The sequence below is a fragment of the Actinomadura sp. NPDC000929 genome (genome assembly GCF_040492065.1).
GTDB lineage: Bacteria > Actinomycetota > Actinomycetes > Streptosporangiales > Streptosporangiaceae > Spirillospora > Spirillospora verrucosospora.
The window spans coordinates 1-24476 of the sequence record NZ_JBEUPA010000056.1; the positions used below are offsets into that span (position 1 = coordinate 1).

Consider the following 24476-nt stretch of genomic DNA (forward strand, 5'->3'; position numbering starts at 1 on the left):
TAACACCTCCCCCGCAACCCCGCCCGGTGGGTGGGCGCGGCGCCCCAGCCGCCTCGCGGGGGGGGCCTCCCCTAACCGTCCACCCACCCCGCCACCGTCGCCGCTCACGACCGCTCGTGCGCGGTCGGGTCCTCGCCGCGGTCGAGCGACTTCCACAGTGCGGACGGATCGTCATCCGCCGCCTTGCGCGGCGCGCTGCGCTCGTAGCGGGCCGACATGCCGGGCCACCGCGCCCCCCGCACGGCGGTGAGTATCCCACCCACCGCAAGGACGACCCCACCGGTGACCGAGACCAGCCACCAAAGATTCACATCCAGCACGGGATGCGCCCCGAGCCTCAGCAGAGCGCTCTTGTCCCCCGCGGCCGCCAGCACGCTGGACCGCTGCACACTCACGGTGGACGCGTACGCGATCCCAACACCGAACAAGGCGATGAGGACCCCGACACCCGCGCGAACCCGCCCCCGGGTCGCCAGAAGCGCGGCGAGCCCGGCCAGCCCGGCCCACCCGAGCGCCCCGGCCGCGCCCCCGAGGTCGCCACCGGTCAGATGCTGGGTGAACGGCGTGATGGCGTCCTGCGCCCGAACGGTGGCCCAGGTGCGCCCGGCGGCGAGCAGCGCGAGCCCGGCCCCCGCAGCGCACACCACCGCCGTCAACCCACGTTCACGCCCAGGCGTCATGAGCCGCGCCGCTCAACGACCACCAAAGTGATCAATGCGACCAAACCAGACGTTCCCACGGACATGCCCCCGAGTTTATGGCAGCCACCCGAACCCCCGCCCCCACCCCACCCACACCGACCGCGAGCCCAAGGTCCGCAAGCCCCAAAGGCCGACCCGCAGCACACCAGCGCACCAAGCGCACCCGACGGGACAAGCGGAGGGATGCGCGGAGCATCCAGAGCCGGATCTGAGCTACCCAAAGCCCGTGAGCGAAGCAAGCCGCCAGGCAAGCCAGCCAGCACCACCCACCGAACGTGAAGCCTACGGCGGCAGCCCAGGGCCGCCAGGCCCAAAGGGCGCCCCCGCCGCGAGCCGAGGGAGCGGCGGGCCCCGAGAGGCGGTTCGAGCCCGCAAGAACCGCTCGCGAAGCAAGCCACAAGACGAGCCGAGCCAGCCAGCACCCATCGGACGTGAGCCCCAGGGCCGCCAGGCCCGAAGGGCGACCCGCAGCACAACGGGCGCGCCGACCTCAGCCACCACCGCAACCACGTAACAACCTCAATGGCTGCGATCGCGTCCGAAGGCAGGTTCGAGCGAAGCGAGAACCTGATCGCGCAGCGAGCCGCTAGGCGAGTCGGAGCGATGCCAGCGATCGCCGCAGTGTCCGACGATGGAGGGCCCTCCGGGCCCGAAGGAGGAGGACGCTGCAGTAAGCACAGTGGCGATCGCGTCCGAAGGCAGGTTCGAGCTTGCGAGAACCTGATCGCGCAGCGAGCCGCTAGGCGAGACGGAGCGATGCCAGCGATCGCCCGCGTTTATCGACGATGGAGGGCCGCCAGGCCCGAAGAAGGAGAAAAACGCAATTAAACAGAGCCCGCCTCCCCCTGGCGGTGGGGGGCGGGCTCTGCCACGTACGGCTGGCGGGCGTTACAGGGGGACGACCTGGTCGGCCTGCGGGCCACGGTTGCCCTGCGTCACCTCGAACTGGACGCGCTGGTTCTCGTCCAGGCTGCGGTAGCCGGAACTCTGGATGGCCGAGTAGTGCACGAAGACGTCCGGCCCGCCGCCGTCCACGGCGATGAAGCCGAAGCCCTTCTCGGCGTTGAACCACTTCACGGTGCCCTGCTGGGGCATGTCTTTCTCCTTGCGGCAAAACCTGGGCCCACACCTCGCGGGCCCCCGCGGTCGCTGCGGAACGCTCTCGCCTCCCGGTACGGTCCCGGAAAAGCCAAAACGCCCGCTGCCATCAGTTCGCGGGCGTCTAGAACGATCGAGAACCACGACTGCAACCGACCGCCCCACCGTATCACCGGTTCCGCGTAAAGCGGAGGAGCCGCAAGACTTGCGTTTCTCCTCTCGGCGAACCGTGCCGTTACCTGCCCGTTAAAGACTCCAACCGGTCTCCGTCAGGGTCTTGACAGCGTCCGTGGCGCCGGTGAGGCGCACGTTCGCGACGTCCCGGCGGCCCAGTGCCCACAGGAGGAGTTCGCCTACCGGGCCGTGCACGCGCACGGCTCCGCGAGCGCCGCCGGACACGCGCGCGGCGCGGCCGTCGGGGCGGACGAAGGTTACCTCGACCTGAACTTTTCTTAGGACAAAGCGGGCAATTTTTATCCTTCGCCAGAGTAGTTCCTCTAGTTCCGGCGAGAGGGCACGGGGCTCCCAGTCGGGACGCGCACGCCGGATGTCCTCATGGTGAACAAAGAACTCGACGGCGTTCGCGTTTCTGTCGACTCCGGGAAGGGCGTAGGGGGAGAACTTCGGCGGGCCCTGCGCGAACCGTTCCACCAGCCGTTCGAACGGAACGGCGCGGGCGGTACGCCGCCGTACACGCTCGGTGTAGAAGGCAAGCGGGGGCAGCAGGATCCCGGGGGCCGCGTCGGGGCGCCCTTCCCGGACGACCAGATGGGCGGCCAGGTCGCGGGCGTCCCAGCCCGCGCACCTGGTGGCCGCCTCCGGGCCCGCCTCCTCCAGCGCCGCGGCCAGCAGCAGCCGTTCGCGGCGGACCGGACCCGGGTCCGCCGGGCCGGGGCCGTCCTGCTTCGGGGCGGACGGCACGGGGCCGTCGTCGGGCGTGCTCATCGACCGATGGTAGGCCGCGGCGGGGTGGCCGGGAATAAGCGCCCCGGCCGGATGGTAGGGAATATCCAGCCCCACAAACCCCCCGCCGCAGTCGCAACGGGACATTTCCTGGGGTCCGCCGTGATCGAGGAGTCGCCGTGCCACCTGCGTCCAGACGCGTCAGCCCGCCTGTCCTGAGAGAGGGCATGGGCGTCCTGTGGGTGGCGGTGAAGGCGGAGCCGCGGGTGTTCGCCCTCTCGGTGCTGGCGAGCGCCCTGTACGCGGCGATGACCGTGGGGACCGCTCAGGTGCTCGGCTGGGCGACCGGCCATGTCGTGCTGCCGGCGTTCGAGGCCGGGCACACGACCGCGGGGGCACTGGCGGGGGCCGCGGCCCTGATCCTGGCGGTGGCGCTGCTGAAGGCGCTCGGCGTCGCGGGGCGCCGGTTCTACGCGGGCCTCATGCAGTACCGGCTCCAGGCGTCCTACCGCCGCGCGGTGACCCGGCAGTACCTGCGGCTCCCGCTGGCATGGCACCACCGGCACCCGACCGGGCAGCTGCTGTCGAACGCCAACGCCGACGTCGAGGCGGTGTGGGCGCCGATCGCGCCGCTGCCGATGGCGGTCGGCGTCGTGTTCATGCTGCTGATCGCCGCGGTGTCGATCCTGGTCACCGACGTGGTCGTGGCCGGGGTCGGGTTCCTGGTGTTCCCCGCCGTGGCCCTCATCAACGTGGTGTACCAGCGGCGGCTGTCCCCGGTGGCGACCCGCGCGCAGCAGCTGCGCGCGGAGGTCAGCGAGGTCGCGCACGAGAGCTTCGAGGGCGGCCTGGTGGTCAAGACCCTCGGCCGGGAGGCGGCGGAGACCGAGCGGTTCGCCGAGCGGGCGCGGGAGCTGCGGGACGCCAACATCGCCGTCGGCCGCATCCGCGGGCTGTTCGACCCGGTGCTGGAGGCGCTGCCGAACCTCGGGGTGCTGGCCGTCCTGCTGATCGGGTCGGTGCGGCTGGACTCGGGCGCGATGTCGCCGGGCGACCTGGTGAACGTGGCCTACCTGTTCACGCTGCTGTCGTGGCCGATCCGGGCGCTGGGCTGGGTGCTGGGCGAGGTCCCGCGCAGCGTCGTCGGATGGAAGCGGGTCCGCGGCGTTCTGGACGCGACGGGTTCGCTGCCGTTCGGGGACGGCTCGCTGGACGGTTCCGGCGCGGCGACCGAGCTCCAGGTCCGGGAGGTCAGGTTCGCCTACGAGGCGGCCGGTGAGGGCGCGCGCCGCCGCGTCCTCCACGACGTGTCGTTCGCGGCCGCGCCGGGCAGGACGATCGCGGTCGTCGGGCCGACGGGATCGGGCAAGTCCACGCTCACGTCGCTGCTCGTCCGGCTGGTCGACCCGGAGGACGGGTCGGTCCTGCTGGACGGCGTCGACCTGCGCGACGTGGAGCGCGGCGGGGTCGCGGCGACGGCGGCCCTGGTCCCCCAGCAGACGTTCCTGTTCGACGACACCGTCCGCGGCAACGTGACGCTCGGCCTGGACGTCCCGGACGAGCGGGTCTGGGAGGCGCTGCGGCTCGCCCAGGCCGAGGGGTTCGTGGCGGCGCTCGCCGACGGGCTCGACACGAGGGTGGGCGAGCGCGGGGCGACGCTGTCGGGCGGCCAGCGCCAGCGGCTCGCGCTCGCGCGGGCGCTGGTGCGGCGGCCCCGGCTGCTGGTCCTCGACGACGCGACGTCCAGCGTGGACCCGCAGGTCGAGGCGCGCATCCTGCAGAGCCTGCGGGAGTCGCAGGCGGAGGAGTCCGGCGGCGCGACCGTCGTGGTCGTCGCCTACCGCAAGGCCACGATCGCGCTCGCGGACGAGGTCGTCTACATGGAGCACGGCCGCGTCATCGCGCGCGGCACCCACGCCGAGCTGCTGGACGGCTCGGAGGGCTACCGCAACCTCGTCAACGCCTACGAGCGGGCCGAGGCGGAGCAGGAAGCGGTCGAGGGCGGCGAGGAGGCCATGGCATGACGACGGTGACCGACACGGCGGCCTCGAAGCCGAAGAGCGCGGCGGGTCTGAGCGACACCGCGGCGGAGGGCGCGATCAGCACGCTGCGGCGCGGGCTGCGGCTGAGCCCGGAGTTCCGGGCCGGGCTGGCCGGAACGCTGGCGCTCGCGCTGGTGTCGACGGCCGGGCGGGTGGTGGTGCCCGTCGCCGTCCAGCAGACGATCGACAAGGGACTCGGCCGCCCGGACGGCCCCGACCTGGCGTTCATCCGGACGGCGGTGCTGCTGTGCGCGGCGGCCGTCCTGGTGACGGCCGTGTGCGCGTACCTGATGAACGTGCGGCTCTACAGGACGTCCGAGGGCGGCCTGGCGACGCTGCGGGTCCGGGCGTTCCGGCACGTCCACGACCTGTCGATGCTCACCCAGAGCGGCGAGCGGCGGGGCTCGCTGGTGTCGCGGGTGACGGGCGACGTCGACCAGATCAGCCAGTTCATGCAGTCCGGCGGGCTGATGTTCATCGTCTCGATCGGGCAGCTGGTCGTGGCGAGCGTGCTGATGGTCGTCTACTCGTGGCCGCTGGCGCTGCTGGTGTGGGCGGCGTTCGTGCCGCTGGCGTTCGCGCTGCGCCGCTTCCAGCGGATCCTGTCGAGGGCGTACATGCGGGTCCGTGAGCGGATGGGCGACCTGCTGGCGGCGGTCAGCGAGTCGGTGGTGGGCGCCCCGGTGATCCGCGCCTACGCCTCGGAGGAGCGGACCGGCCGGCGGGTGGACGAGACCGTGGAGTCCTACCGTTCGGCGCAGACGCGGGCGCAGGCGATGGTCGCGCTGACGTTCCCGGTCAGCGAGCTGGTGGCGGCGCTCGCCACCGCCGCCGTCGTCATCGCCGGGACGCTGCTCGGCGTCGCCGGGGAGCTGTCGGCCGGGCGGCTCGTGGCGTTCCTGTTCCTGGTGACGCTGTTCGTCAGCCCGATGCAGACGGCCACCGAGGTCCTGAACGAGGCGCAGAACGCGATCGCGGGCTGGCGGCGGGTGCTCGGCGTGCTGGACACCGTCCCGGACGTCGCCGACCCGGGCGAGGCCGGCGAGTCGCTGCCGCGCGGTCCCATCGAGGTGCGGTTCGAGTCGGTGGGGTTCGCCTACCCGGGCGGCCCGCCCGTCCTGCACGAGGTGAGCACCGCCATCGCGCCGCGCAGCCGCGTCGCGGTCGTCGGGCAGACCGGGTCGGGCAAGACGACGTTCGCCAAGCTCCTCACGCGGCTCATGGACCCGGTGTCGGGCCGTGTCCTCGTGGACGGGGTGCCGCTGGACCGCGTCCGGTTCTCGTCGCTGCGGGAGCGGATCGTCATGGTGCCGCAGGACGGGTTCCTGTTCGACGCCACGCTCGCCGACAACATCCGGTACGGGCGTCCGGACGCCTCCGACGAGGACCTCGTCCTCGCGCTGACCGAGCTGGGCCTCGCCGACTGGCTGGACGGCCTCCCCGAGGGCCTCGCCACGCCCGTGGGGCAGCGGGGGGAGTCGCTGTCGGCGGGCGAGCGCCAGCTCGTCGCGCTGGCCCGCGCCTACATCGCCGATCCGGACCTGCTCGTCCTGGACGAGGCGACCTCGGCCGTGGACCCGGCCACCGAGGTGCGGATCCAGCGGGCGCTGGACGGCGTGACGCGGGGCCGCACGGCGATCGCGATCGCGCACCGGCTCTCCACGGCCGAGGCGGCGGACGAGGTGATCGTCTTCGAGGCGGGGCGGATCGTGCAGCGCGGCCCGCACGCCGAGCTCGTCGCCGTGCCGGGGGTGTACGCCGATCTGCACGCCTCCTGGGTCGCCCAGCGGAGCCTGTGACGGGTTCCACAGGGCCGCTCCCTGGGTAAACGCACGCTAAAGCACTTGCCCGATATCTGGTCCAGTGCGCATTCTGCTGGGGTGAGCAACGACGTCATGTTGGAATCGGCGAGCACGCTGCACGGTCAGCTGCAGCGTGGACTCGGGAGGGCCGCGCGCCGCGCGGCCGACAAGCCCGGCGCGGGCGAGTACGTGTACGCCTGCGTCCGGAGCGATCCGCGCTGGGATCGGCAGTGCGAGTCCCGGCGGCTGTACTACGCCCGGTTGATGGTGGATCTGGAGCTGCCGGTGGGGCCGGTGGCGGAGCATCTCTTCGCCCCGTCCGACCACACCGACCCCGACGAGTGGCGGGTGGACCTGGCGCTGGGCGTGCTGGCCGACCTGGTGCGGCTGAGCCGGCGGGAGGCCGCCGGGCCGCTGCGCCGGTACGCCGAGGAGGGCGCGCAGTGGTTCGACGCGGTGGCCGAGCTCATCGATCTTGGGGATCCCTCGCTGGCGGTGGGGCTGGACTCCCTGGTCGCCGCGCGGTGCGACGACGCCGACCTGGCGCTGCTGGTCCCGGGCCGCCACAACCCGGTGATCGAGGCGTGGGCGGCGAGGCAGCCGCGGGTGGCAGACGCGCTGGCGCGGCAGCGGGAGGCGGGACGGGCGGCGCGCCGCGCGATGGTCCCCGCCCCCGGGAAGGACGCGCAGAGCGAGGCCGAGTTGCTGGACCTGGCGCGGCGGCGCGGCGAGGGCTCCATAGCGGCGATATTCGAGCTGGGCCGCCGCCGGACGCTCGCCCTGCTGGACCTCGCGGAGGAACTGCTGCCCCAGCGGCCGAGCAGGTTCGGCGGCGCGGTGTGCCGGGCGTTGCGGGAGTACGGGCCGGAGACCCTTCCGCGGGCGCGGATGTGGGCGGCGCAGCGCGGCGGCTGCGCGGACATGGGGCTGCGCATCCTCGCCCGCTACGGCACCCGCCAGGACATCCCCCTGCTGATGGACGAGCTGAACGCCGCGGTCGCCCGGCGCGACTGGGCCGACGCCGCGAGCCCGATCGAAGGACTGGGACGGCTGCGCGCGGGCGAGGCCGTCCCGCTGTTGAAGACCGCTTGGACCGAATCCACCTATGCCTATCTGAGACCCCGCATCTTGACCGCGCTCACGAGAACCGCCCCGCACACCGCCGAGTCCTACGCCGTCGAAGGGCTGTGGGACTGCGAGGAGGGCGTCCGGGCCGAGGCCGCCCGGACCGCGCCGCTGACCGGGGAGACGTCGCTGCGGCTCCAGCGGCTCCACCACGACGGCGCCGAGGAACCCGGCGTCCGCGCCGCCGCAGGCGCCCGCATGATGCCCTGACACCCTGGTGCTGTGAGCCCGGATGAACCCCTCCGGGGCGGGGCGCGTATTCCTTCCTCGAATCGCGCGTCTCACCCCGGAGAGGAACAGCGATGGGTTCCCGACACCATCTCGGCTTGTTGAAGACGCTGCCGCTCTGCGCGGCCCTGCTGGCGATGCCGGTGGCGGCCGGCTGCTCCGCCGGGTCGGACGCCTCCGGCGGCAAGGCCGCCGAGCCGGCGAGCCTGGCCGAGCTGGCGCAGCGGACGGACTGCTCCCTGACCGGGAAGCGCAAGGTCAAGGATCTGGAGCAGGGGAACTGCAAGACCGCGCGAGGGCGCTACGTGCTGCTCAGCTTCACCTCCGACAACGGCATGAAGGCCTGGCTGGAGGAGGCCAAGCCCTGGGGCGGGACGTATCTGGTCGGGGCGCGCTGGGTGGCGGTCAGCCAGCAGCAGACCTTGGAGTCGCTGCGCGGGGACCTCGGCGGCAGGATCGTCCAGGGCGACGGGCACGGTCCCGAGCACGGCTCAGGGCACGGCTGAGCGCGGGTCAGGCGCGGCCGGCCGCGCTCCCCTCGCTGGTGCCCTCCTCGCCCCGCACGAGCAGGACGCTCCACCGCTCCAGGGCGGGGCCCAGGCGGGCCAGGACGCGCCGTCCCGCCAGCCCGCGCCGGACGATGCCCGGGTGCCACAGCGGATGCCGCGGGCCGTCGACGACGACGCGGACGGCCGCGACCGGCAGCGGCCCGGCGCGCTCGGCGACGAGCGCCGACTCCATGTCCGCCAGCCGCGCGCCCTGCGCCGCCAGCAGCGCGCGCTCGGTGCCCCGGACGACGCGGTCGGTCGTGACCAGCGGGCCGACCTGCGCGCTCAGCCCGTCCTGGATGAGCTCCTCGGCGAGCAGGCGCGGCGCGGCGCACGGCACCGCCTTCCCGCCCGCGCCGGCGCCGCGGATCTCGTCGGCGACGAGGACGTCGCCCGGCCGCAGCCGCTCGTCGAGCGCCCCGCCGAACCCGGCGACGACGACGGCGGCGCAGGCGGCCGGGAGCCGGTCGGCCCGCCGCGCCCGGTAGCCGACGACCACGACCGGGGTCCGGGTGAGCCCGCGCCGGACCGCGCGCGCCTCCATGCCGAGCGCGGCGCACACCACGGGGCCGAGCATCGGCGCGTCCACGGCGTCGTCCCAGCCCTCTCCTCCGGCGGCGCCCGCCCCTTCGGTGAAGTTCACCCGTCCAGCGAAACACGAGGTCATCCCGAGATCCAGCGCGCTCACCGCGCAGTGCGAGATCCGCTCACCGCGCAGTGCGAGATCCACTCACCGCCAGGTGCCGGATCCGCGCCGCGGAGATCCGCCTCACGGAGGGCGCGCACCGCGGCCCCGCCCGCCTAGACTCCCCGGCATGACCTCGACCTCCTTTCCCCTTCGGCGGAAGCTGGCCGTTCTCCCGTTCGTCCTGCTGCCCCTCGGCGCCGCGGCCGCGTGCGGCGGCGAGAACAGCAAGACCTCCTGCGGCGTCAACTCCTGCACGGTGACCTTCGACCGCGGCGTCGAGGCGAGCGCGTCCATCCTCGGCGTGAAGGCCGAGCTGGTGAGGGTGCAGGGCGAGATGGTCACCCTGAAGATCGGCGGGCAGACGGTGACGGTGCCGGTCGGCGACGGGCAGCAGGCCGAGGGCTTCGACGTCTCGGTGCAGTCCGTCACCCAGGACCAGGTGGTGGTGAAGATCTCCAACAACGGCTGATCCGGTCTAGGATTCGCTCATGCGTTCGATCAGCACGGCGGAGCGGCGGGCCCGGCTCGCGCTCCGCCACCGGCTCACCGTCCCGGCCAGGACCGACGACGTCCTCGACATCGTCCGGTCCCTGGTGGTGCTGCACGCCACCGACCCGGCCACCGTCCACCTGTCGGTGGCGGCCCGCAGCGTCCACGCCGTCCCGGCGGCGGTGGAGAAGGCCCTGTACGACGACCGCACGCTGCTGCGGATGCTCGCGATGCGCCGGACGATGTTCGTCGCGCCGACCGACCTGGTCCCGGTGCTGCAGGCGTCCACGGCGAACGGGCTGGCGGCCAGGCAGCGCGCGAGGTACACGAAGATGATCGAGCGCGGCAGCGACGTCGCCGACGCGCCGGCCCTGTTCGCCAGGGCCGAGGAGGCCGCCCACGAGGCGCTGCTCGCGCGCGGCCAGGCGACGGGCACCCAGATCAGCGCCGACGTGCCGCTGCTGCGGACCCAGGTGGAGATGGCGCCCGGCAAGTCCTACTCGCGGCTCACGGGCATCACCACCTGGGTCCTGGTCACGCTCGGCTGCGAGGGCCGCATCGTGCGGGGGCGGCCGAACGGGTCGTGGACGAGCAGCCAGTACGTGTGGTCGCCCGTGGAGACGTGGCTGCCCGGCGGCATCGAGCCGCTCCCGGCCGCCGAGGCCCGCGCCGACCTCGTCCGCCGCTGGCTGCGCACGTTCGGGCCCGCGCCGGTGTCCGACCTGAAGTGGTGGACGGGCTGGAGCGCCGGCGACGTCAAGAAGGCCCTCGCGCTCCTGGACGTCACCGAGGTCGACCTCGACGGGGCGGCCGGTCTCGTCCTGTCCGACGACCTGGAGCCCGTGCCCGCGCCGGAGCCGTCGGCGGCGCTGCTGCCCGCGCTCGACCCGACCCCGATGGGCTGGCAGGAGCGCGGCTGGTTCCTCGGCCCCCACGGCCCGCTGCTGTTCGACCGCAGCGGCAACGTCGGGCCGTCGGTCTGGTGGGACGGCCGCATCGTCGGCGGGTGGGCGCAGCGCAGGGACGGTGAGATCGTCTTCCGCCTCCTCGAGGACGTCGGCGCCGACGCGGAGGCCGCCGTCGAGCGGGAGGCGGCGCGGATGGCGGAGTGGTACGGCGACGTCCGCGCGATCCCCCGGTTCCGCACCCCGCTGGAGCGCGAGCTGACGGCCTGAGCCGGGCCCTGCCTCCTGCGGCCTCCTGCGGCCTCCTGCGGCCTCCTGCGGCCTCCGGGCGGGGTCGAAGCCTCAGTAGGGGCCCGCGGTGGTCGCGGCGCGGCGATCGGCCCCGCTGCGCCGGAGGAAGGTCACGACGAACGCGAGGGCGGCGAGACCGCCGAGGCCGAGCGCGGCCAGCAGGCTGAGGCCGAGGTAGCCGTTGGCGGTGTCGTCCGGCGTCACGAGGATCGGCCCGTCGGCGCCGCGGCACGTCAGCCGGGCGTCGCCCGTCACCGGCGCTCTGAACGTGGCGGTGTAGCGGTAGGACGCGTGGTCGGAGGCGCTCCAGGAGTTCTTGCGCGTGAGCTGGACGGGCCCGGACCGCTCCCCCGCCTCGACCCGGCACGCGTACGGGGAGGGGCCGCCCTCACGGACGTAGACGAAGTAGCCGTAGCCCTCCCTGAGCCGGACGGTCACCCCGGACGCCGGGTCGCCCGCGGCCGTCGGGCCTTCGGCGACCTCCGAGTCGTCCCACAGGAACGCCAGCACCGTGGCGAACCCGATCACGGCGGCCAGGACGAGGACGATCGGCAGCGCGTACCACCCGGCGCTGGGGCCGACGCGCCGCCGCTGCGGCGTCCAGCCCTCCCCCGGCGGGCCCGGTGCCGGCCGGCCCGGTCCCATGGGCGGCGGTCCCATCGGTGGGTTGGACCCGGGCCACATGTCTTCTCCCCCTGCGGAACGCCTGTGCCGGACGACCACGATCCCAGAGAACCGTCCACCCCGCCAGACGGCCCCCTGTAAGGGGCCGCTGACGGAAGGGTTGGGGATTGTCTGTAACGTCCCCCTGGACAGAGGAGGTGCATGTGGCGGCACTGCCCGGCCTGACCCCCGGCACGCTCCCGCCCGAGGCCGCCGCGCTGCGGGCCCGGGTGCGCGAGTTCCTGGCCGAGACCCCCTTCACGGCCCGCTGCGACAGCTGGCTCACCGGCGCCGACCCCGCCTTCAGCCGGCTGCTGGGCGAGCGCGGCTGGCTGGGCATGACGCTCCCCGAGCGCTACGGCGGGCACGGGCGCTCACCGCTGGAGCGGTTCGTGGTGGTCGAGGAGCTGCTGGCCGCCGGGGCCCCGGTGGGCGCGCACTGGATCGCCGACCGGCAGACCGGCCCGTCCATCCTGGCCCACGGCACCGAGGAGCAGAAGCGGCGGTTCCTGCCGCCGATCGCGCGCGGCGAGTGCTTCTTCGCGGTCGGGATGAGCGAGCCCGACTCGGGCTCCGACCTGGCGTCGGTCCGGACCCGCGCCGAGCGCGACGGCGGCGGGTGGCGGCTGCACGGCACCAAGGTGTGGACGAGCGGCGCCCACCTCGCGCACGCGATCCTCGTCCTGGCCCGGAGCGCGCCCCGCTCGCAGGACCGGCACGCGGGCCTCAGCCAGTTCATCGTGCCCCTGCCGGACGACCGCGTGACGATCAGGCCGATCCGGGGGCTGTCCGGCGAGCACCACTTCAACGAGGTCGTCCTCGACGGCGTGTTCGTGCCGGACGCGCTGGTCCTCGGCCGCGCCGGGGACGGGTGGCGGCAGGTCACCGCCGAGCTGGCCCACGAGCGCAGCGGCCCCGAGCGGCTGCTCAGCACGTTCATGCTCATCCGGCTCCTGCACGGCCGCGCCGCCGGTCCGGCCGAGCGGCGGACGCTCGGCGCGCTCACCGCGCGCCTGTGGGCGCTGCGGCAGGCGTCGCTGGGGGTGGCGGGGGCCCTCGCCCGGGGCGAGACGCCCGAGCTGCCCGCGGCCCTCGTCAAGGACCTCGGGACGCGGTTCGAGCGCGAGGTCGTCGAGGCGGCGCGCGCGCACGCGGGCGTGGAGCCCGATCCCGGCTCCCCCGACCCGCTGGCCCGCGCGCTGGCGGAGTCGGTCGTCCAGGCGCCCGGGTTCACGCTGCGGGGCGGCACCAACGAGATCCTGCGGGGCATCGTGGCCCGCGGCCTGGGAGTGCGCTGATGGGGCTTCTGGACGAGACCGCGCACGAGATCCTGGCAGGCGGCGACCCGTGGCGGGCGCTTGAGGAGTCCGGCCTGACGCTGGCCGGGGTGCCGGAGGAGGCGGGCGGCAGCGGCGGCGACCTCGCCGACGCCGCGGCCGTCCTGCGCGCGGCCGGATATCACGCCGCGGCCGTGCCCCTGGCCGAGACGCTGCTGGCCGGGCGGCTGCTCGCCGACGCCGGCCTGCGGGCGGCGCCCGGCGCTCTCACCGCCATGACCGGCGAGGTCGAGGCGGTCGAGGGCCGTGACGGTCCCGTCCTGAGCGGGACGTTCCACCGGGTCCCCTGGGCGCGGTCGGCGCGGCTCCTCATCGTCCTCGGCGGTGGTCTCGTCGCCGTCGTCGATCCGGCGCGGGCGCGGATCACCGAGGGCGCGAACGTGGCGGGCGAGCCGCGCGACGACGTCGTCCTGGCCGGCGTCCCGGCGGAGGAGGCGGCGCCGTGCGCGGTGGACGCGGCCGAGCTGCGGCGGCGGGGAGCGCTGGCGCGGGCCGTCCAGCTGACGGGGGCGATGGCGCGGGCGCTGGACCTGTCCGTCCGGTACGCGGGCGAGCGGGAGCAGTTCGGGAGGCCGATCGGGCGGTTCCAGGCCGTCCAGCAGATGCTGGCGGAACTGGCCGGGGAGGCGACGGTCGCGGACGTCGCGGTGCGCGCCGCCGTCCGCGCCCCCGGCGACCCCGTCGCGGTGGCGGCCGCCAAGGCGAACGCGTCGCGGGCCGCGGGCGCGGTCGCCGCCCTCGCCCACCAGGTGCACGGCGCGCTCGGCGCCACCGAGGAGCACCCCCTGCGCCGGGTCACCCTGCGGCTGTGGTCGTGGCGGGACGAGTACGGCGGCGAGACCGCCTGGGCCGACGAACTCGGCGCCGCCCTCGCCGCCGCGCCCGACCCCTGGGCGCTCGTCACCGGCACCTGATCGCCCGGTCGGCGGAACGGGTCGGTAATCTCGCTAGGAGTAGCGGACCGCGTTCGGAGACAGCATGGCGCCCTGGGACCGACTGCCCGTCCCGCCGATCAGGCTGCCCCGGCCGAAGGGCCTGCCGTGGCCGGCGGGGCTGTCCTGGCCGGCGGGCCTGCCGTGGCCGTGGGGCCTCGCCCCCTACACCGTCGAGCGCGACCTGCCGGTGACCATGCCGGACGGCGTCGTCCTCCTCGCCGACCGGTACGTCCCGGCCGGGGTCGAGCGGCCCCCCACCATCCTCGTCCGCACCCCCTACGGGCGCCGCGGCCCCGCCGCCCTCGCCAACGGCCTGCTCTTCGTCCCGTTCGGCTTCCAGCTCGTCGTGCAGAGCGCCCGCGGGACGTCCGGGTCCGGCGGCGAGTTCGACCCTCTCGGCAGCGAGCGCACCGACGGGCTCGCCACCGTCGAGTGGCTGAAGCGGCAGCCCTGGTTCCACGGCTCGTTCGCCGCCTTCGGGCCGAGCTACCTCGGCTACGCGGCCTGGGCGATCGCCGCCGAGGCCGGGCCCGAGCTGAAGGCGATGTCCCTGCAGATCACCGCGTCCACCTTCCGGGACGCCGCCTACGTGGGCGGGTCGTTCGCCCTGGAGTCCACGCTCACCTGGACCGACCTCACGCACCGGCAGCAGCGGCGGCTCGGCATGCTGACCGCGCCGCTGACCTCGCGGCGCCGCGCCCTGCGCGCCGCCCGCTCCGGCCGCCCGCTCGCCGAGCTGGACGTGCTGGCCGGCGGCGAGCCCATGCGCTTCTACCAGGACCTGCTCGCGGGCCACGGGCCCGCCAGCGGCTACTGGGACACCCGCGACTTCAGCGCCACCGTCGGCGAGGTCGCCGCGCCCGCCACCCTCCTCGGCGGCTGGTACGACATCTTCCTGCCCTGGATGATCAAGGATTATCTGGCGCTGCGCGCCGCCGGGCGCGTCCCGTACCTCACGATCGGCCCCTGGTGGCACACCGACGCGCGGCACGGCCTGCCGGCGATCCGCGAGACGCTCGCCTGGTTCCGCGCCCACCTGCAGGGCGACCCGTCCGGGCTGCGGCGCGACCCCGTCCGCGTCTACGTCACCGGCGCCCGCGAGTGGCGGCACTACCGCGACTGGCCCCCGCCGGGCACGCGGCCGACGCGCTGGCACCTGCACGCCGGCGGCGGCCTCGGCGAGGACGGCCCGCGCGACGCCCCGCCCAGCCCCTACCGCTTCGACCCGGCCCGCCCGACGCCCGCGCTCGGCGGCCCCACCCTCCTGGGCAGCTCCCGCCCCGTCGACAACCGCCCTCTGGAGCGGCGGCCGGACGTGCTGGTCTTCACCTCCGCGCCCCTCGACGCCGACCTGGACGTCATCGGCCCGGTCGGCGCCGACCTGTTCGTCCGCTCCGACCGCGAGCACACCGACTTCGTCGTCCGGCTCTGCGACGTCTCCCCGGACGGGACGTCCCGCAACGTCTGCGAGGGCGGCCTGCGCCTGCCCTCCGCCGCGGCCGCGCCCGTCGGGACCGGCGGGGTGCTCCGCCTCGCCGTCGACCTGTGGCCCACCGGCCACCGGTTCCAGCGCGGCCACAGCGTCCGGGTCCACGTCACCAGCGGCGCCCACCCCAAGGTCGCCGTCAACCCCGGCACCGGCGAGCCCCTCGCCACCACCGCGACGAGGATGGTCACCGCCCGGCAGGAGGTCCTGCACGACCCCGACCACCCGTCCGCGATCATTCTCCCCGTCGCCGGACGCTCGCCCGAGGCCGCGGCTCCGGCCCCCGAGGAGGACCCCCCGTGACCGCGTCCAGGAGACGGCTCAGCGCACCCGGGAAATGATCGCCTTCGCCAGTTTCTTCGCGCTTCCGGGGGCATGGTGGAGGTAGAGGGCGGGTTCGGCCAGTTCGAGCTCGATCAGCATCGGGGCGCCGTCCGGGCCGGGGATCATGTCGACGCGGGCGTAGAGGAGATCGTCGCCGTGCGGGACGGCGGCCAGGGCGCGGGCGGCCAGCTCCAGCTCGGCCTCGGTCGCCGTGGACGCGGTGACCTGCCCGCGCGCCGGGTCGTCCCGGACCGAGCCCTGGACGCCCGCCCCGGCGGCGAGGATCTGCGCCTTGCGCCCGGCGTGGCTGTACTCGCCGTCGAGGAAGACCAGCGCCGTCTCGCCGACCGTGTCGACCGCGGACAGGTACGGCTGGACCATCGCCGTCCGGCCCGCCTCGCGCAGCGAGCGCAGGTGGGCGCGGGCCGCGTCCTCCTCGCCGGGGCCCCAGCGTGCGGTGTCGCCCGCGCCGATCGAGACCGCGGGCTTGACGACGAACTCCGGCCACTCGGACGGGATGTCGTCCGGATCCCAGAGGGTCGGGACGACGGGGACGCCCGCCGCGGCGAGATCGCGCAGGTAGCGCTTGTCGGTGTTCCACCGCACGATCGCGGCGGGGTTGAGGACGCGGGGCAGGCTCTCCGCCCAGGCCACGAACTCGTCCCGCCGGGCGGTGTAGTCCCAGGTGGAGCGGATGACGACCAGGTCGTGGCGGGACCAGTCGACGTCGGCGTCCCAGGCGACGGGCTCGGCGCCGACGCCCTCGGCCGCCAGAGCGCCGATCAGGTCCTGGACGTCGTCGCTTCCGTCGGGCAGCAGGGAGCAGGTCGCGAGCGCGATGTTCACACGGGGGTTCATACGGGGGGATTTCCTCTTCAGCGAACGGGACTGCCGGCGGCGCTCAGCGCGGCCTTGACGTCGGAGATCTTCAGCTCCCCGAAGTGGAAGACGCTGGCGGCGAGGACGGCGTCCGCGCCCGCCTCCACGGCCGGGGGGAAGTGCTCGACCGCGCCCGCGCCCCCGCTGGCGATCACCGGGACGGTGACGGCCTCCCGGACGAGGCGCAGCATCTCCAGGTCGAACCCGGCCTTGGTGCCGTCGGCGTCCATCGAGTTCAGCAGGATCTCCCCAACGCCGAGCTCCGCGCCGCGGCGGGCCCACCCGATCGCGTCGATGCCGGTGCCCTTGCGGCCGCCGTGCGTGGTGACCTCGAAGCCGGACGGCGTCCCCTCGGCGCGCCGCGCGTCCACCGACAGCACGACGCACTGCGACCCGAACCGGTGCGCGGCCTCCCGCAGGAACTCCGGCCGCGCGATCGCCGCGGTGTTGATCGAGACCTTGTCGGCGCCCGCGCGCAGCAGCCGGTCGACGTCCTCGACCGTGCGGATGCCGCCGCCGACCGTCAGCGGGATGAACACCTGCTCGGCGGTGCGCCGCACCACGTCGTAGGTCGTGGAGCGGTCGGCGCTGGAGGCGGTGATGTCCAGGAACGTCAGCTCGTCGGCGCCCTCGGCGTCGTAGCGGCGGGCCAGCTCCACGGGGTCGCCCGCGTCCCGCAGGTTCTGGAAGTTGACGCCCTTGACCACGCGCCCGGCGTCGACGTCCAGGCACGGGATCACCCGCACGGCGACGGTCACTTCACGGCCTCCAGGGCCTCTTCCAGCGTGAACGCCCCCGCGTAGAGGGCCTTGCCGACGATCGCGCCCTCGACGCCGTCGGGGACGAGCCCCGCCAGCGCCCGCAGGTCGTCCAGCGACGAGACGCCGCCGGAGGCGACGACGGGCCTGTCCGTCCGGGAGCACACCTCGCGCAGCAGCTCGGTGTTGGGGCCGCGCAGCGTCCCGTCCTTGGTGACGTCGGTGACCACGTACCGGGGGCAGCCGTCGTCCTCCAGCCGCGCGAGGACCTCCCACAGGTCGCCGCCCTCCCGCGTCCAGCCGCGCGCGGCCAGGGTCGTGCCCCGCACGTCCAGCCCCACCGCGATCCGGTCGCCGTGCGAGGCGATGATCTTGCGGCACCAGGCGGGGTCCTCCAGCGCGGCGGTGCCGATGTTGACCCGGGCGCACCCGGTGGTCAGGGCCGCCTCCAGCGACGCGTCGTCGCGGATGCCGCCCGACAGCTCGACCTTCACGTCCAGCTTCCCGGTCACCTCGGCGAGCAGCTCCCGGTTGGAGCCGCGCCCGAACGCCGCGTCGAGGTCCACCAGATGGATCCACTCCGCCCCCGCCCCCTGCCAGGCGAGCGCCGCCTCCAGGGGCGCGCCGTAGGAGGTCTCGGTGCCGGCCTCGCCCTGCACCAGCCGGACGGCCCGGCCGTCGGCGACGTCGACGGCGGGAAGGAGCGTCAGAGTCATGCGGAAACCCTATCGATGCAGATGGAACGAGTGCCTAGGCCAGGGTGGCGAGCCAGTTGCGCAGGAGCTGGGCGCCGGCGTCGCCGGACTTCTCCGGGTGGAACTGGGTGGCGCACAGGGGGCCGTTCTCCACCGCGGCGACGAAGCGGTCGCCGTGCTCGGACCAGGTGACCAGCGGCGCCGGGATGGTGCCGGTCGGGTCGGACTCCAGGTCCCAGCTGCGCGCGGCGTAGGAGTGGACGAAGTAGAAGCGCTCGCCGCGCAGGCCCTCGAAGAGCGCGGAGCCCTCGGGGGCCTCCACGGTGTTCCAGCCCATGTGGGGGACGACCGGGGCGTTCAGGCGGTCGACCGTGCCCGGCCACTCGTCGCAGCCCTGGGTGGTGACGCCGTGCTCGATGCCCTTGGAGAACAGGATCTGCATGCCGACGCAGATGCCGAGGACGGGGCGGCCGCCCGCCAGCCGGCGGCCGATGATCTGGTCGCCCTGCACCGAGCGCAGGCCCGCCATGCAGGCGGCGAACGCGCCGACGCCGGGGACGACCAGGCCGTCGGCGGCGAGCGCGGCGTCCCGGTCGGCGGTCACGGTCACCTCCGCGCCGGCGCGCGCCACGGCGCGCTCGGCCGAGCGCAGGTTCCCCGAGCCGTAGTCGAGGATGACGATCTTCTTCACGACCACATCACTCCCCCGGCGACCGCCATCCCGGCGAGCACCAGCAGGAGCACCGCGGCGATCTTGAGGCCCTGCTTGACGAAGCTGTACACGCCCGCCAGCAGGAACACCGCGACCGCGAAGATCGCCACCGTGCCGTAGGTGAGGTGCAGGCCACCGATCTCCACGGCTACAGGGCCCCCTTGGTGGAGGGGATGCCGTGCACCTTCGGGTCGAACGCCACGGCGTCGCGCAGCGCCCGGGCGAGGGCCTTGAACTGCGCCTCGACGATGTGGTGGGCGTTGCGTCCATAGGGGACGTGGACGTGCAGCGCGACCCGCGCGTTCGACACGAACGATTCGAAGATGTGCCGGGTCATCGTGGTGTCGTACTCGGGGCCGATCATTGGCGCCATGCCGTCCGGCTCCACGTGCACCAGGTAGGGGCGCCCGGAGACGTCCACGGTGACCTGGGCGAGCGCCTCGTCGAGCGGGATGGAGGCGTCGGCGAAGCGGCGGATGCCGGCCTTGTCGCCGAGGGCCTCGCGGAACGCCGCGCCGAGCGCGATCGCGGTGTCCTCGATGGTGTGGTGGCTGTCGATGTGCAGGTCGCCGGTGGTCTTGACGGTCAGGTCGAACGACCCGTGCTTGCCGAGCTGCGCCAGCATGTGGTCGAAGAACCCCACGCCGGTCGCGACGTCGACCTGCCCGGTGCCGTCGAGGTCGATCTCGACGAGGACCTGGGTCTCCCCGGTCCCGCGCTCGACTCGTCCCTTGCGCGTCACAGACTCTCCTCGTTGTTCTCGGTGCCGGCTCCCCGCGCCCGGCGGAGCGCGGTGCGGAAGGCGGCCATCTCCTCCGGGGCGCCGACGCTGACCCGCAGCCACTCGGGCGGGCCCACCTCCCGGATCAGCACGCCGCTCTCCAGCAGGTCCTCCCAGACGCGGCGGCGGTCGGGGAACGTCCCGAACAGGACGAAGTTGGCGTCGGAGTCGGCGACCCGGAGCCCTTCGCCGCGCAGCCACGCCACGAGGTCGTCGCGCTCGCGGCGCAGGGCGTCGACGCCGCCGAGCAGCTCCTCGCCGTGGGCGAGGGCGGTGCGCGCCACGGCCTGGGTGACGGCCGACAGGTGGTAGGGCAGCCGGACGAGCAGCAGCGCGTCGATCACGGCCTGGCCGGCGGCCAGGTAGCCGAGCCGGGCCCCGGCCATCGCGAACGCCTTGGACATCGTCCGGGTGACGATCAGCCGCGGGTGGCCGTCCAGCAGCGTCAGCGCGGACGGGGTGCCCGCGCGGCGGAACTCGGCGTAGGCCTCGTCGACGACGACCATCCCGGGCGCGGCCGCCAGGACGGCCTCGATCGCGTCGAGGGGCAGCGCCGTGCCGGTCGGGTTGTTGGGCGAGGTCAGGAACACGACGTCGGGCCGGTGCTCCTCGACGGCCGCGACGGCGCGCTCGGGTTCGAGGCCGAAGTCCTCGTCGCGGAAGGCGTTCACCCAGCGGGTCCCGGACACCCCCGTGATGATCGGGTGCATCGAGTAGGACGGCTCGAAGCCGAGCGCGGTGCGGCCCGTCCCGCCGAACGCCTGCAGGATCTGCTGGATGATCTCGTTGGAGCCGTTCGCGGCCCACACCCGGGCCGCGGTGAGGCCCGCGCCGGGCGTGTCGGTGTTCAGGAACGCGGCGAGGTCCTCGCGGAGCGCGACCGCGTCCCGGTCGGGGTAGCGGTTCAACGACCCGGCGACGTCCATGACGGCCTCGCCGAGGGCCTTCACGAGCCGCTCGGACGGCGGGTAGGGGTTCTCGTTGGTGTTCAGCGCGTACGGGACGTCCATCTGGGGCGCGCCGTAGGGCTCGCGGCCGCGCAGGTCGTCCCGCAGCGGCAGGTCGTTGAGCGAGGTCACGAAGGGGTCTCCCAGTCGAAGCGGGCCTGGAGCGCGGCGCCGTGGGCGGGCAGGTCCTCCGCCTCGGCGAGCGCGACGACGCGCGCGGTGGCGTCGGCGAGGGCGTCGCGGTCGTACTCGACGACGTGCACGCCGCGCAGGAACGACTGGACCGACAGCCCGGAGGAGTGGCAGGCGCACCCGCCGGTGGGCAGGACGTGGTTCGAGCCCGCCAGGTAGTCGCCGAGCGACACCGGCGCGTACCGGCCCACGAAGACGGCGCCGGCGTTGCGGACGCGCGCGGCGACCGCGGCGGCGTCGGCGGTCTGGATCTCCAGGTGCTCGGCGGCGTAGGCGTCCACGACCTTCAGGCCGTCCTCGACGCCGTCGACCAGGACGATGCCGGACTGCCGCCCGGCCAGCGCCTCGGTGATCCGCTCGACGTGGCGGGTGCGGGCGACCTGCGCCTTCAGCTCGGCCTCGACCTCGTCGGCGAGCCGCACCGAGTCGGTGACCAGGACGGCGGCGGCGAGCGTGTCGTGCTCGGCCTGGCTGATCAGGTCGGCGGCGACCTCCACCGGGTCGGCGGTGTCGTCGGCGAGGATCGCGATCTCCGTCGGGCCGGCCTCGGCGTCGATGCCGATCACGCCCTTGAGCAGCCGCTTGGCCGCGGCGACGTAGACGTTGCCGGGCCCGGTGACCAGGTCGGCGCGGGGGCACTCCTCGGTGCCGTAGGCGAACATCGCGATCGCCTGGGCGCCGCCCGCGGCGTACACCTCGTCGACCCCGAGCAGCGCGCACGCGGCCAGGATCGAGGGGTGCGGCAGCCCGCCGAAGTCCTTCTGCGCGGGCGAGGTGACGGCGAGGGAGCCGACGCCCGCCTCCTGCGCGGGGACGACGTTCATGACCACGCTGGACGGGTAGACGGCGCGGCCGCCCGGCACGTACAGGCCCACGCGCCCGACCGGGACCCACCGCTCGGTGACGGTGCCGCCGGGCACGACCTGCGTGGTCACGTCGGTGCGGCGCTGCGCGCGGTGCACGGCCCGGGCGCGGCGGATGCTCTCCTCCAGCGCGTCCCGGACGGCCGGGTCGAGGCCGGTGAGCGCCCGGTGCACGGCCTCGACCGGGACCCGGACGCGCTCCAGCTCGACCCCGTCGAACCGGCTGGTGTGCTCCCGTACCGCCGCCGAGCCCCGATGGCGCACGTCCTCGCAGATGGGCCGCACCTTGTCCAGGGCGGCCTCGACGTCGAGTTCGGCGCGGGGCAGCACGGTGCGCAGGTCGCCCGGAAGCGAGCCGCGCAGGTCGATACGGGAAATCACCCGTCCAGTCTACGGAGTGCCCTCCGTCCCTCGCGCACCGTCTCACGTCCCGAGACGTCGTGTCGCCGCGGCCCGGCGGGTCAGACCCGGAGGGCGCCGTCCAGGACGGTGACGGCCCGCCCGGCCAGGGTCACCCGGTCGCCGTGCAGGGCCACGCGGACGTGCCCGCCGCGCGGCGACGCCTGGTAGCCGGTCAGGGCGTCGCGGCCGAGGCGCTCGGCCCAGTAGGGCGCGAGGGCGCAGTGGGCGGAGCCCGTCACCGGGTCCTCGGCGTCGCCGGGCAGGACCCGCGGAGCGAAGAAGCGGGACACGAAGTCGTGCTCCCGGCCGGGGCCGGCGGCCGCCGTGACGATCACACCGCGGGCGTCGATCCCGGCGAGCGCCCGGACGTCCGGGGCGAGGCCCCGCACGCAGTCCTCGTCCGGGACCTCGGCGAGCAGGTCGTTCTGGGCGTTGCGGCCGGTGTGCAGCACCTTGGCGCCGAGCGCCTCCGCGAGCCCTTCGGGCGCCTCGACGGGGTCGGCGCGCATCACCGGGAAGTCCATCGCCAGCGCGCCGTCCTCCTCTGGGGTGACGGTGAGGACGCCGCTTTTCAGCGTACGGAACCTGATCGGTTCGCCCGCCGCGGCCGTGCCCGTCTCGTAGAGGGCGTGGGCGGAACCGAGGGTGGCGTGCCCGCAGAGGGCGACCTCCGTCTTCGGGGTGAACCACCTCAGCTCGAAGTCGGCGTCCCCGTCCTGAACCGGCCGGACGAACGCCGTCTCGGAATGCCTCATCTCCGCGGCGACGCGCTGCATCCACCCGGCGTCGGCGGCGCCCGTGAGCAGGCACACTCCGGCGGGGTTGCCGGCGAACGCGCGGCCGGTGAAGGCGTCGACGACGAGCATCCTCATGGCGCCGACGCTACACCCGCTTCACGCCGTGAAAAATCTCCCCTTACCAAGATCATCATTTGCGACGTACCCTGGCGGCACGGGCGTTTCCGGTTGCGCCCAGGAACGCGGGAGAGAAGATGTGACCGAACGGCTCGCCCTGTTCCCCCTGGGCACCGTGCTGTTCCCCGGCCTGGTGCTCCCCCTGCACCTGTTCGAGGACCGCTACCGCCGGCTGGTCGGCGACCTCCTCGAACAGCCCGAGCCGCGCGCGTTCGGCGTCGTCGGCATCGAGCTCGGCCACGAGGTCGGCGAGGGCGCGGCGCACCGCCTCGCCGAGGTCGGCTGCGTCGCCGAGCTGCGCGAGGTGACGCCGCACCCCGACGGGCGGTACGACATCGTCGCCGTCGGCGCCCGGCGGTTCCGGCTGAAGGAGCTGGATCGGTCCAGGCCCTACCTGCGGGGCGAGGTCGAGTTCCTGCCCGAGGAGCCCGGCGCCGATCCGGGTCCCGCCGCGGCGCGCGTCCGGCGGCTGTTCCGGCTCTACCGTCGGCGCCTCGGCGCGGCCGGCGCCGGACCGCCAGAGGAGATCGAGCAGGCGGACGACCCCGTCGCGCTGTCGTACGCGGTCGCGGCGGCGCTCGTCCTGGACGGGCACGAGAAGCAGCGGCTGCTGGAGCACGAGGACGCGACGCTGCGCCTGGCGGCGGAGGCCGAGCTGCTGGCCAGGGAGAACCGCATCCTGGACGTGCTCCCGATGATCCCCGCCGGGCAGTTCCTTGACGGGTCGTTCACGCCGAACTGAGCGGGCGCGGCAGACTTCTCCCATGAGCACTGCCAAGGCCAAGGGCGGCAAGGGCACCCCCGCGACGATCGCCGCGGCGAAGGCCGGCGTCGACTTCACGCTGCACGCCTACGAGGCGGACCCGAACGCCGAGTCCTACGGGGAGGCCGCCGCGGACGCCCTCGGCGTCCCGCACGACCGGCTCTTCAAGACGCTGCTGGCCGAGGTCGACGGGAACCTCACCGTCGGCGTCGTCCCGGTGTCGTCCACCCTCGACCTGAAGGCGCTCGCGGCGGCGGCCGGCGGCAAGAAGGCGCGGATGGCCGACCCCCGCGACGCCGAGCGCGCCACCGGGTACGTCGTCGGCGGGATCAGCCCGCTCGGGCAGCGCAGGCGGCTGCCGACCGTGATCGACGCGTCGGTGTCAGGGCTCGCGACCGTCTACGTCTCGGCCGGCCGGCGCGGACTCCAGATCGAGCTCGTCCCCGCCGACCTCGTCCGCCTCACCGGCGCCCTCGTCGACGCCATCGCCCGCGGGTAGCCGCCGCACGACCAGCTCCAGCAGCCCGTAGGCGGCGACCGCCGGCAGCGCCCAGAACACCAGCACGCCCTTGGCGCGCAGGTCGGCGACGCCGGTGACGGTGGTGCCGTCGCGGCCGTGCCGGACCACGTCCTCGAAGTGCCCGAGCCCGACCAGGTGGCCGGTCTGCCAGGCGAGGACGGCCGCCGCGGCGCCGCCCACGGCCAGCCCGAGCAGCAGCGCGGAGTCGTTGCCGCGCCCGCCCGCCAGGTAGGCGCCGGCGCCGCACACGGCTCCGGCGACGAGCGCGATCAGAGCGAAGCGGACGTCGATACCGATCGGGCCCTGGCCTTCCGGGTCGGCCAGAAGGGCCTCACCCTGCACGACCACGTACGTCACCTTCGGGACCACCGCCGCCCACAGCAGGCCGGCGAGCGGCCCCAGCAGCGTGACGACGGCGCTGGTGACCGCCCAGATCGCCAAGAGCCTCCCGGTGGGTCGCCGCACCTCGTACGCTCCTAGTTGCA

26 protein-coding genes are annotated in these 24476 nt (G+C 74.4%); 11 read left to right on the forward strand and 15 right to left on the reverse strand.

Annotated elements, in window-relative coordinates:
- Nucleotides 1-104: 104 nt before the first annotated feature.
- The 3 genes from ABWI04_RS20555 to ABWI04_RS20565 form a co-directional block, all read right to left on the reverse strand.
- A complete protein-coding gene (locus ABWI04_RS20555) occupies nucleotides 105-644 on the reverse strand; it encodes a Trp biosynthesis-associated membrane protein (protein WP_353833433.1) in 540 nt (179 codons plus the stop codon).
- A gap of 945 nt (nucleotides 645-1589) precedes the next feature.
- Nucleotides 1590-1796, reverse strand: a complete 207-nt coding sequence (locus tag ABWI04_RS20560) for a cold-shock protein (protein WP_030144886.1) — start codon at nucleotides 1794-1796, stop codon at nucleotides 1590-1592.
- 249 nt (nucleotides 1797-2045) lie between these two features.
- The gene (locus ABWI04_RS20565) at nucleotides 2046-2744 is read right to left on the reverse strand and encodes a TIGR03085 family metal-binding protein (RefSeq protein WP_353833434.1); all 699 of its coding nucleotides are present in this window, start codon (nucleotides 2742-2744) and stop codon (nucleotides 2046-2048) included.
- Nucleotides 2745-2929: 185 nt separating this feature from the next.
- Here ABWI04_RS20565 and ABWI04_RS20570 point away from each other — a divergent pair, with 185 nt between their 5' ends.
- The 4 genes from ABWI04_RS20570 to ABWI04_RS20585 all read left to right on the forward strand — a co-directional run bounded on the left by ABWI04_RS20570 (nucleotide 2930) and on the right by ABWI04_RS20585 (nucleotide 8405).
- Complete coding sequence (locus tag ABWI04_RS20570; protein WP_345175619.1) at nucleotides 2930-4726, forward strand: ABC transporter ATP-binding protein; 1797 nt, start codon at nucleotides 2930-2932, stop codon at nucleotides 4724-4726.
- Nucleotides 4723-6543 (forward strand): ABC transporter ATP-binding protein, encoded by a 1821-nt coding sequence (locus ABWI04_RS20575; RefSeq protein WP_353833435.1) that lies wholly within the window; start codon nucleotides 4723-4725, stop codon nucleotides 6541-6543. Before ABWI04_RS20570 ends, ABWI04_RS20575 begins: the two co-directional genes overlap by 4 nt.
- 81 nt (nucleotides 6544-6624) lie before the next feature.
- On the forward strand, nucleotides 6625-7881 hold the full coding sequence (locus ABWI04_RS20580) for a hypothetical protein (protein ID WP_353833436.1): 1257 nt from the start codon (nucleotides 6625-6627) through the stop codon (nucleotides 7879-7881).
- A 92-nt stretch (nucleotides 7882-7973) separates the two neighbouring features.
- Nucleotides 7974-8405, forward strand: coding sequence for a hypothetical protein (locus ABWI04_RS20585; RefSeq protein WP_353833437.1), 432 nt, complete (start codon nucleotides 7974-7976; stop codon nucleotides 8403-8405).
- Nucleotides 8406-8412: 7 nt separating this feature from the next.
- Here the strand turns inward: ABWI04_RS20585 and ABWI04_RS20590 are convergent, their stop codons facing one another.
- A complete protein-coding gene (locus ABWI04_RS20590) occupies nucleotides 8413-9090 on the reverse strand; it encodes a phosphorylase family protein (RefSeq protein ID WP_353833438.1) in 678 nt (225 codons plus the stop codon).
- Nucleotides 9091-9262: 172 nt separating this feature from the next.
- Between ABWI04_RS20590 and ABWI04_RS20595 the strand changes: the two genes are divergently transcribed.
- Nucleotides 9263-9604, forward strand: coding sequence for a hypothetical protein (locus ABWI04_RS20595; RefSeq protein ID WP_345175430.1), 342 nt, complete (start codon nucleotides 9263-9265; stop codon nucleotides 9602-9604).
- Between the two features lie 19 nt (nucleotides 9605-9623).
- Nucleotides 9624-10799 carry a winged helix DNA-binding domain-containing protein gene (locus ABWI04_RS20600; protein ID WP_353833439.1) on the forward strand — a complete coding sequence of 392 codons (1176 nt, stop codon included), beginning with the start codon at nucleotides 9624-9626 and terminating at the stop codon, nucleotides 10797-10799.
- A gap of 72 nt (nucleotides 10800-10871) precedes the next feature.
- Here the strand turns inward: ABWI04_RS20600 and ABWI04_RS20605 are convergent, their stop codons facing one another.
- Entirely contained in the window at nucleotides 10872-11465 is a 594-nt protein-coding gene (locus ABWI04_RS20605; protein ID WP_345175433.1) for a hypothetical protein, read from the reverse strand.
- Nucleotides 11466-11647: 182 nt separating this feature from the next.
- Here ABWI04_RS20605 and ABWI04_RS20610 point away from each other — a divergent pair, with 182 nt between their 5' ends.
- The 3 genes from ABWI04_RS20610 to ABWI04_RS20620 all read left to right on the forward strand — a co-directional run bounded on the left by ABWI04_RS20610 (nucleotide 11648) and on the right by ABWI04_RS20620 (nucleotide 15544).
- On the forward strand, nucleotides 11648-12781 hold the full coding sequence (locus ABWI04_RS20610) for an acyl-CoA dehydrogenase family protein (RefSeq protein ID WP_353833440.1): 1134 nt from the start codon (nucleotides 11648-11650) through the stop codon (nucleotides 12779-12781).
- Complete coding sequence (locus tag ABWI04_RS20615) at nucleotides 12781-13734, forward strand: acyl-CoA dehydrogenase family protein (RefSeq protein ID WP_353833441.1); 954 nt, start codon at nucleotides 12781-12783, stop codon at nucleotides 13732-13734. The genes ABWI04_RS20610 and ABWI04_RS20615 overlap by 1 nt, the downstream gene beginning before the upstream one ends.
- Before the next feature lie 64 nt (nucleotides 13735-13798).
- Nucleotides 13799-15544: a CocE/NonD family hydrolase gene (locus ABWI04_RS20620; protein ID WP_353833442.1), complete on the forward strand. Its 1746-nt coding sequence runs from the start codon at nucleotides 13799-13801 to the stop codon at nucleotides 15542-15544.
- Between the two features lie 18 nt (nucleotides 15545-15562).
- Here ABWI04_RS20620 and ABWI04_RS20625 read toward each other — a convergent pair whose 3' ends face one another.
- The 9 genes from ABWI04_RS20625 to ABWI04_RS20665 form a co-directional block, all read right to left on the reverse strand.
- Nucleotides 15563-16423 (reverse strand): ATP-grasp domain-containing protein, encoded by an 861-nt coding sequence (locus ABWI04_RS20625; protein WP_353833443.1) that lies wholly within the window; start codon nucleotides 16421-16423, stop codon nucleotides 15563-15565.
- Nucleotides 16424-16440: 17 nt separating this feature from the next.
- The gene (hisF, locus tag ABWI04_RS20630) at nucleotides 16441-17202 is read right to left on the reverse strand and encodes an imidazole glycerol phosphate synthase subunit HisF (RefSeq protein ID WP_345175444.1); all 762 of its coding nucleotides are present in this window, start codon (nucleotides 17200-17202) and stop codon (nucleotides 16441-16443) included.
- Nucleotides 17199-17918: a bifunctional 1-(5-phosphoribosyl)-5-((5-phosphoribosylamino)methylideneamino)imidazole-4-carboxamide isomerase/phosphoribosylanthranilate isomerase PriA gene (gene priA, locus ABWI04_RS20635; protein WP_353833444.1), complete on the reverse strand. Its 720-nt coding sequence runs from the start codon at nucleotides 17916-17918 to the stop codon at nucleotides 17199-17201. The genes hisF and priA overlap by 4 nt, the downstream gene beginning before the upstream one ends.
- A gap of 34 nt (nucleotides 17919-17952) precedes the next feature.
- Nucleotides 17953-18588, reverse strand: coding sequence for an imidazole glycerol phosphate synthase subunit HisH (gene hisH, locus ABWI04_RS20640; RefSeq protein ID WP_378189120.1), 636 nt, complete (start codon nucleotides 18586-18588; stop codon nucleotides 17953-17955).
- Nucleotides 18585-18755: a CG2302 family histidine operon protein gene (locus tag ABWI04_RS20645; protein WP_345175450.1), complete on the reverse strand. Its 171-nt coding sequence runs from the start codon at nucleotides 18753-18755 to the stop codon at nucleotides 18585-18587. The genes hisH and ABWI04_RS20645 overlap by 4 nt, the downstream gene beginning before the upstream one ends.
- Nucleotides 18756-18757: 2 nt before the next feature.
- Nucleotides 18758-19351 carry an imidazoleglycerol-phosphate dehydratase HisB gene (gene hisB / locus ABWI04_RS20650; protein WP_345175452.1) on the reverse strand — a complete coding sequence of 198 codons (594 nt, stop codon included), beginning with the start codon at nucleotides 19349-19351 and terminating at the stop codon, nucleotides 18758-18760.
- A complete protein-coding gene (locus ABWI04_RS20655) occupies nucleotides 19348-20469 on the reverse strand; it encodes a histidinol-phosphate transaminase (RefSeq protein ID WP_353833445.1) in 1122 nt (373 codons plus the stop codon). Before ABWI04_RS20655 ends, hisB begins: the two co-directional genes overlap by 4 nt.
- Nucleotides 20466-21773 (reverse strand): histidinol dehydrogenase, encoded by a 1308-nt coding sequence (hisD, locus tag ABWI04_RS20660; protein WP_353833446.1) that lies wholly within the window; start codon nucleotides 21771-21773, stop codon nucleotides 20466-20468. Before hisD ends, ABWI04_RS20655 begins: the two co-directional genes overlap by 4 nt.
- A gap of 80 nt (nucleotides 21774-21853) precedes the next feature.
- Nucleotides 21854-22666: a PhzF family phenazine biosynthesis protein gene (locus tag ABWI04_RS20665; RefSeq protein ID WP_345175456.1), complete on the reverse strand. Its 813-nt coding sequence runs from the start codon at nucleotides 22664-22666 to the stop codon at nucleotides 21854-21856.
- Nucleotides 22667-22787: 121 nt separating this feature from the next.
- On the opposite strand from ABWI04_RS20665, the gene ABWI04_RS20670 reads away from it, so the two are divergent.
- A complete protein-coding gene (locus ABWI04_RS20670; RefSeq protein WP_345175458.1) occupies nucleotides 22788-23450 on the forward strand; it encodes an LON peptidase substrate-binding domain-containing protein in 663 nt (220 codons plus the stop codon).
- A 22-nt stretch (nucleotides 23451-23472) separates the two neighbouring features.
- A complete protein-coding gene (gene ybaK, locus ABWI04_RS20675) occupies nucleotides 23473-23970 on the forward strand; it encodes a Cys-tRNA(Pro) deacylase (RefSeq protein WP_345175460.1) in 498 nt (165 codons plus the stop codon).
- Here the strand turns inward: ybaK and ABWI04_RS20680 are convergent.
- Nucleotides 23854-24456, reverse strand: coding sequence for a hypothetical protein (locus tag ABWI04_RS20680; RefSeq protein WP_345175462.1), 603 nt, complete (start codon nucleotides 24454-24456; stop codon nucleotides 23854-23856). The two genes, ybaK and ABWI04_RS20680, sit on opposite strands and share 117 nt — an antisense overlap.
- Nucleotides 24457-24476 lie beyond the last annotated feature (20 nt).

Excerpts from the sequence above, each read along its gene's own strand:
- ABWI04_RS20615 (WP_353833441.1), top strand. The coding sequence starts at position 12,781 with ATGGGGCTTCTGGACGAGACCGCGCACGAGATCCTGGCAGGCGGCGAC.
- ABWI04_RS20560 (WP_030144886.1), bottom strand. The coding sequence starts at position 1,796 with ATGCCCCAGCAGGGCACCGTGAAGTGGTTCAACGCCGAGAAGGGCTTC.
- ABWI04_RS20665 (WP_345175456.1), bottom strand. The coding sequence starts at position 22,666 with ATGAGGATGCTCGTCGTCGACGCCTTCACCGGCCGCGCGTTCGCCGGC.
- ABWI04_RS20585 (WP_353833437.1), top strand. The coding sequence starts at position 7,974 with ATGGGTTCCCGACACCATCTCGGCTTGTTGAAGACGCTGCCGCTCTGC.
- ABWI04_RS20595 (WP_345175430.1), top strand. The coding sequence starts at position 9,263 with ATGACCTCGACCTCCTTTCCCCTTCGGCGGAAGCTGGCCGTTCTCCCG.
- ABWI04_RS20570 (WP_345175619.1), top strand. The coding sequence starts at position 2,930 with ATGGGCGTCCTGTGGGTGGCGGTGAAGGCGGAGCCGCGGGTGTTCGCC.
- ABWI04_RS20605 (WP_345175433.1), bottom strand. The coding sequence starts at position 11,465 with ATGGGACCGGGCCGGCCGGCACCGGGCCCGCCGGGGGAGGGCTGGACG.
- ABWI04_RS20600 (WP_353833439.1), top strand. The coding sequence starts at position 9,624 with ATGCGTTCGATCAGCACGGCGGAGCGGCGGGCCCGGCTCGCGCTCCGC.
- ABWI04_RS20625 (WP_353833443.1), bottom strand. The coding sequence starts at position 16,423 with ATGAACCCCCGTGTGAACATCGCGCTCGCGACCTGCTCCCTGCTGCCC.
- ABWI04_RS20575 (WP_353833435.1), top strand. The coding sequence starts at position 4,723 with ATGACGACGGTGACCGACACGGCGGCCTCGAAGCCGAAGAGCGCGGCG.
- ABWI04_RS20620 (WP_353833442.1), top strand. The coding sequence starts at position 13,799 with ATGGCGCCCTGGGACCGACTGCCCGTCCCGCCGATCAGGCTGCCCCGG.
- ybaK (WP_345175460.1), top strand. The coding sequence starts at position 23,473 with ATGAGCACTGCCAAGGCCAAGGGCGGCAAGGGCACCCCCGCGACGATC.
- priA (WP_353833444.1), bottom strand. The coding sequence starts at position 17,918 with ATGACTCTGACGCTCCTTCCCGCCGTCGACGTCGCCGACGGCCGGGCC.
- ABWI04_RS20565 (WP_353833434.1), bottom strand. The coding sequence starts at position 2,744 with ATGAGCACGCCCGACGACGGCCCCGTGCCGTCCGCCCCGAAGCAGGAC.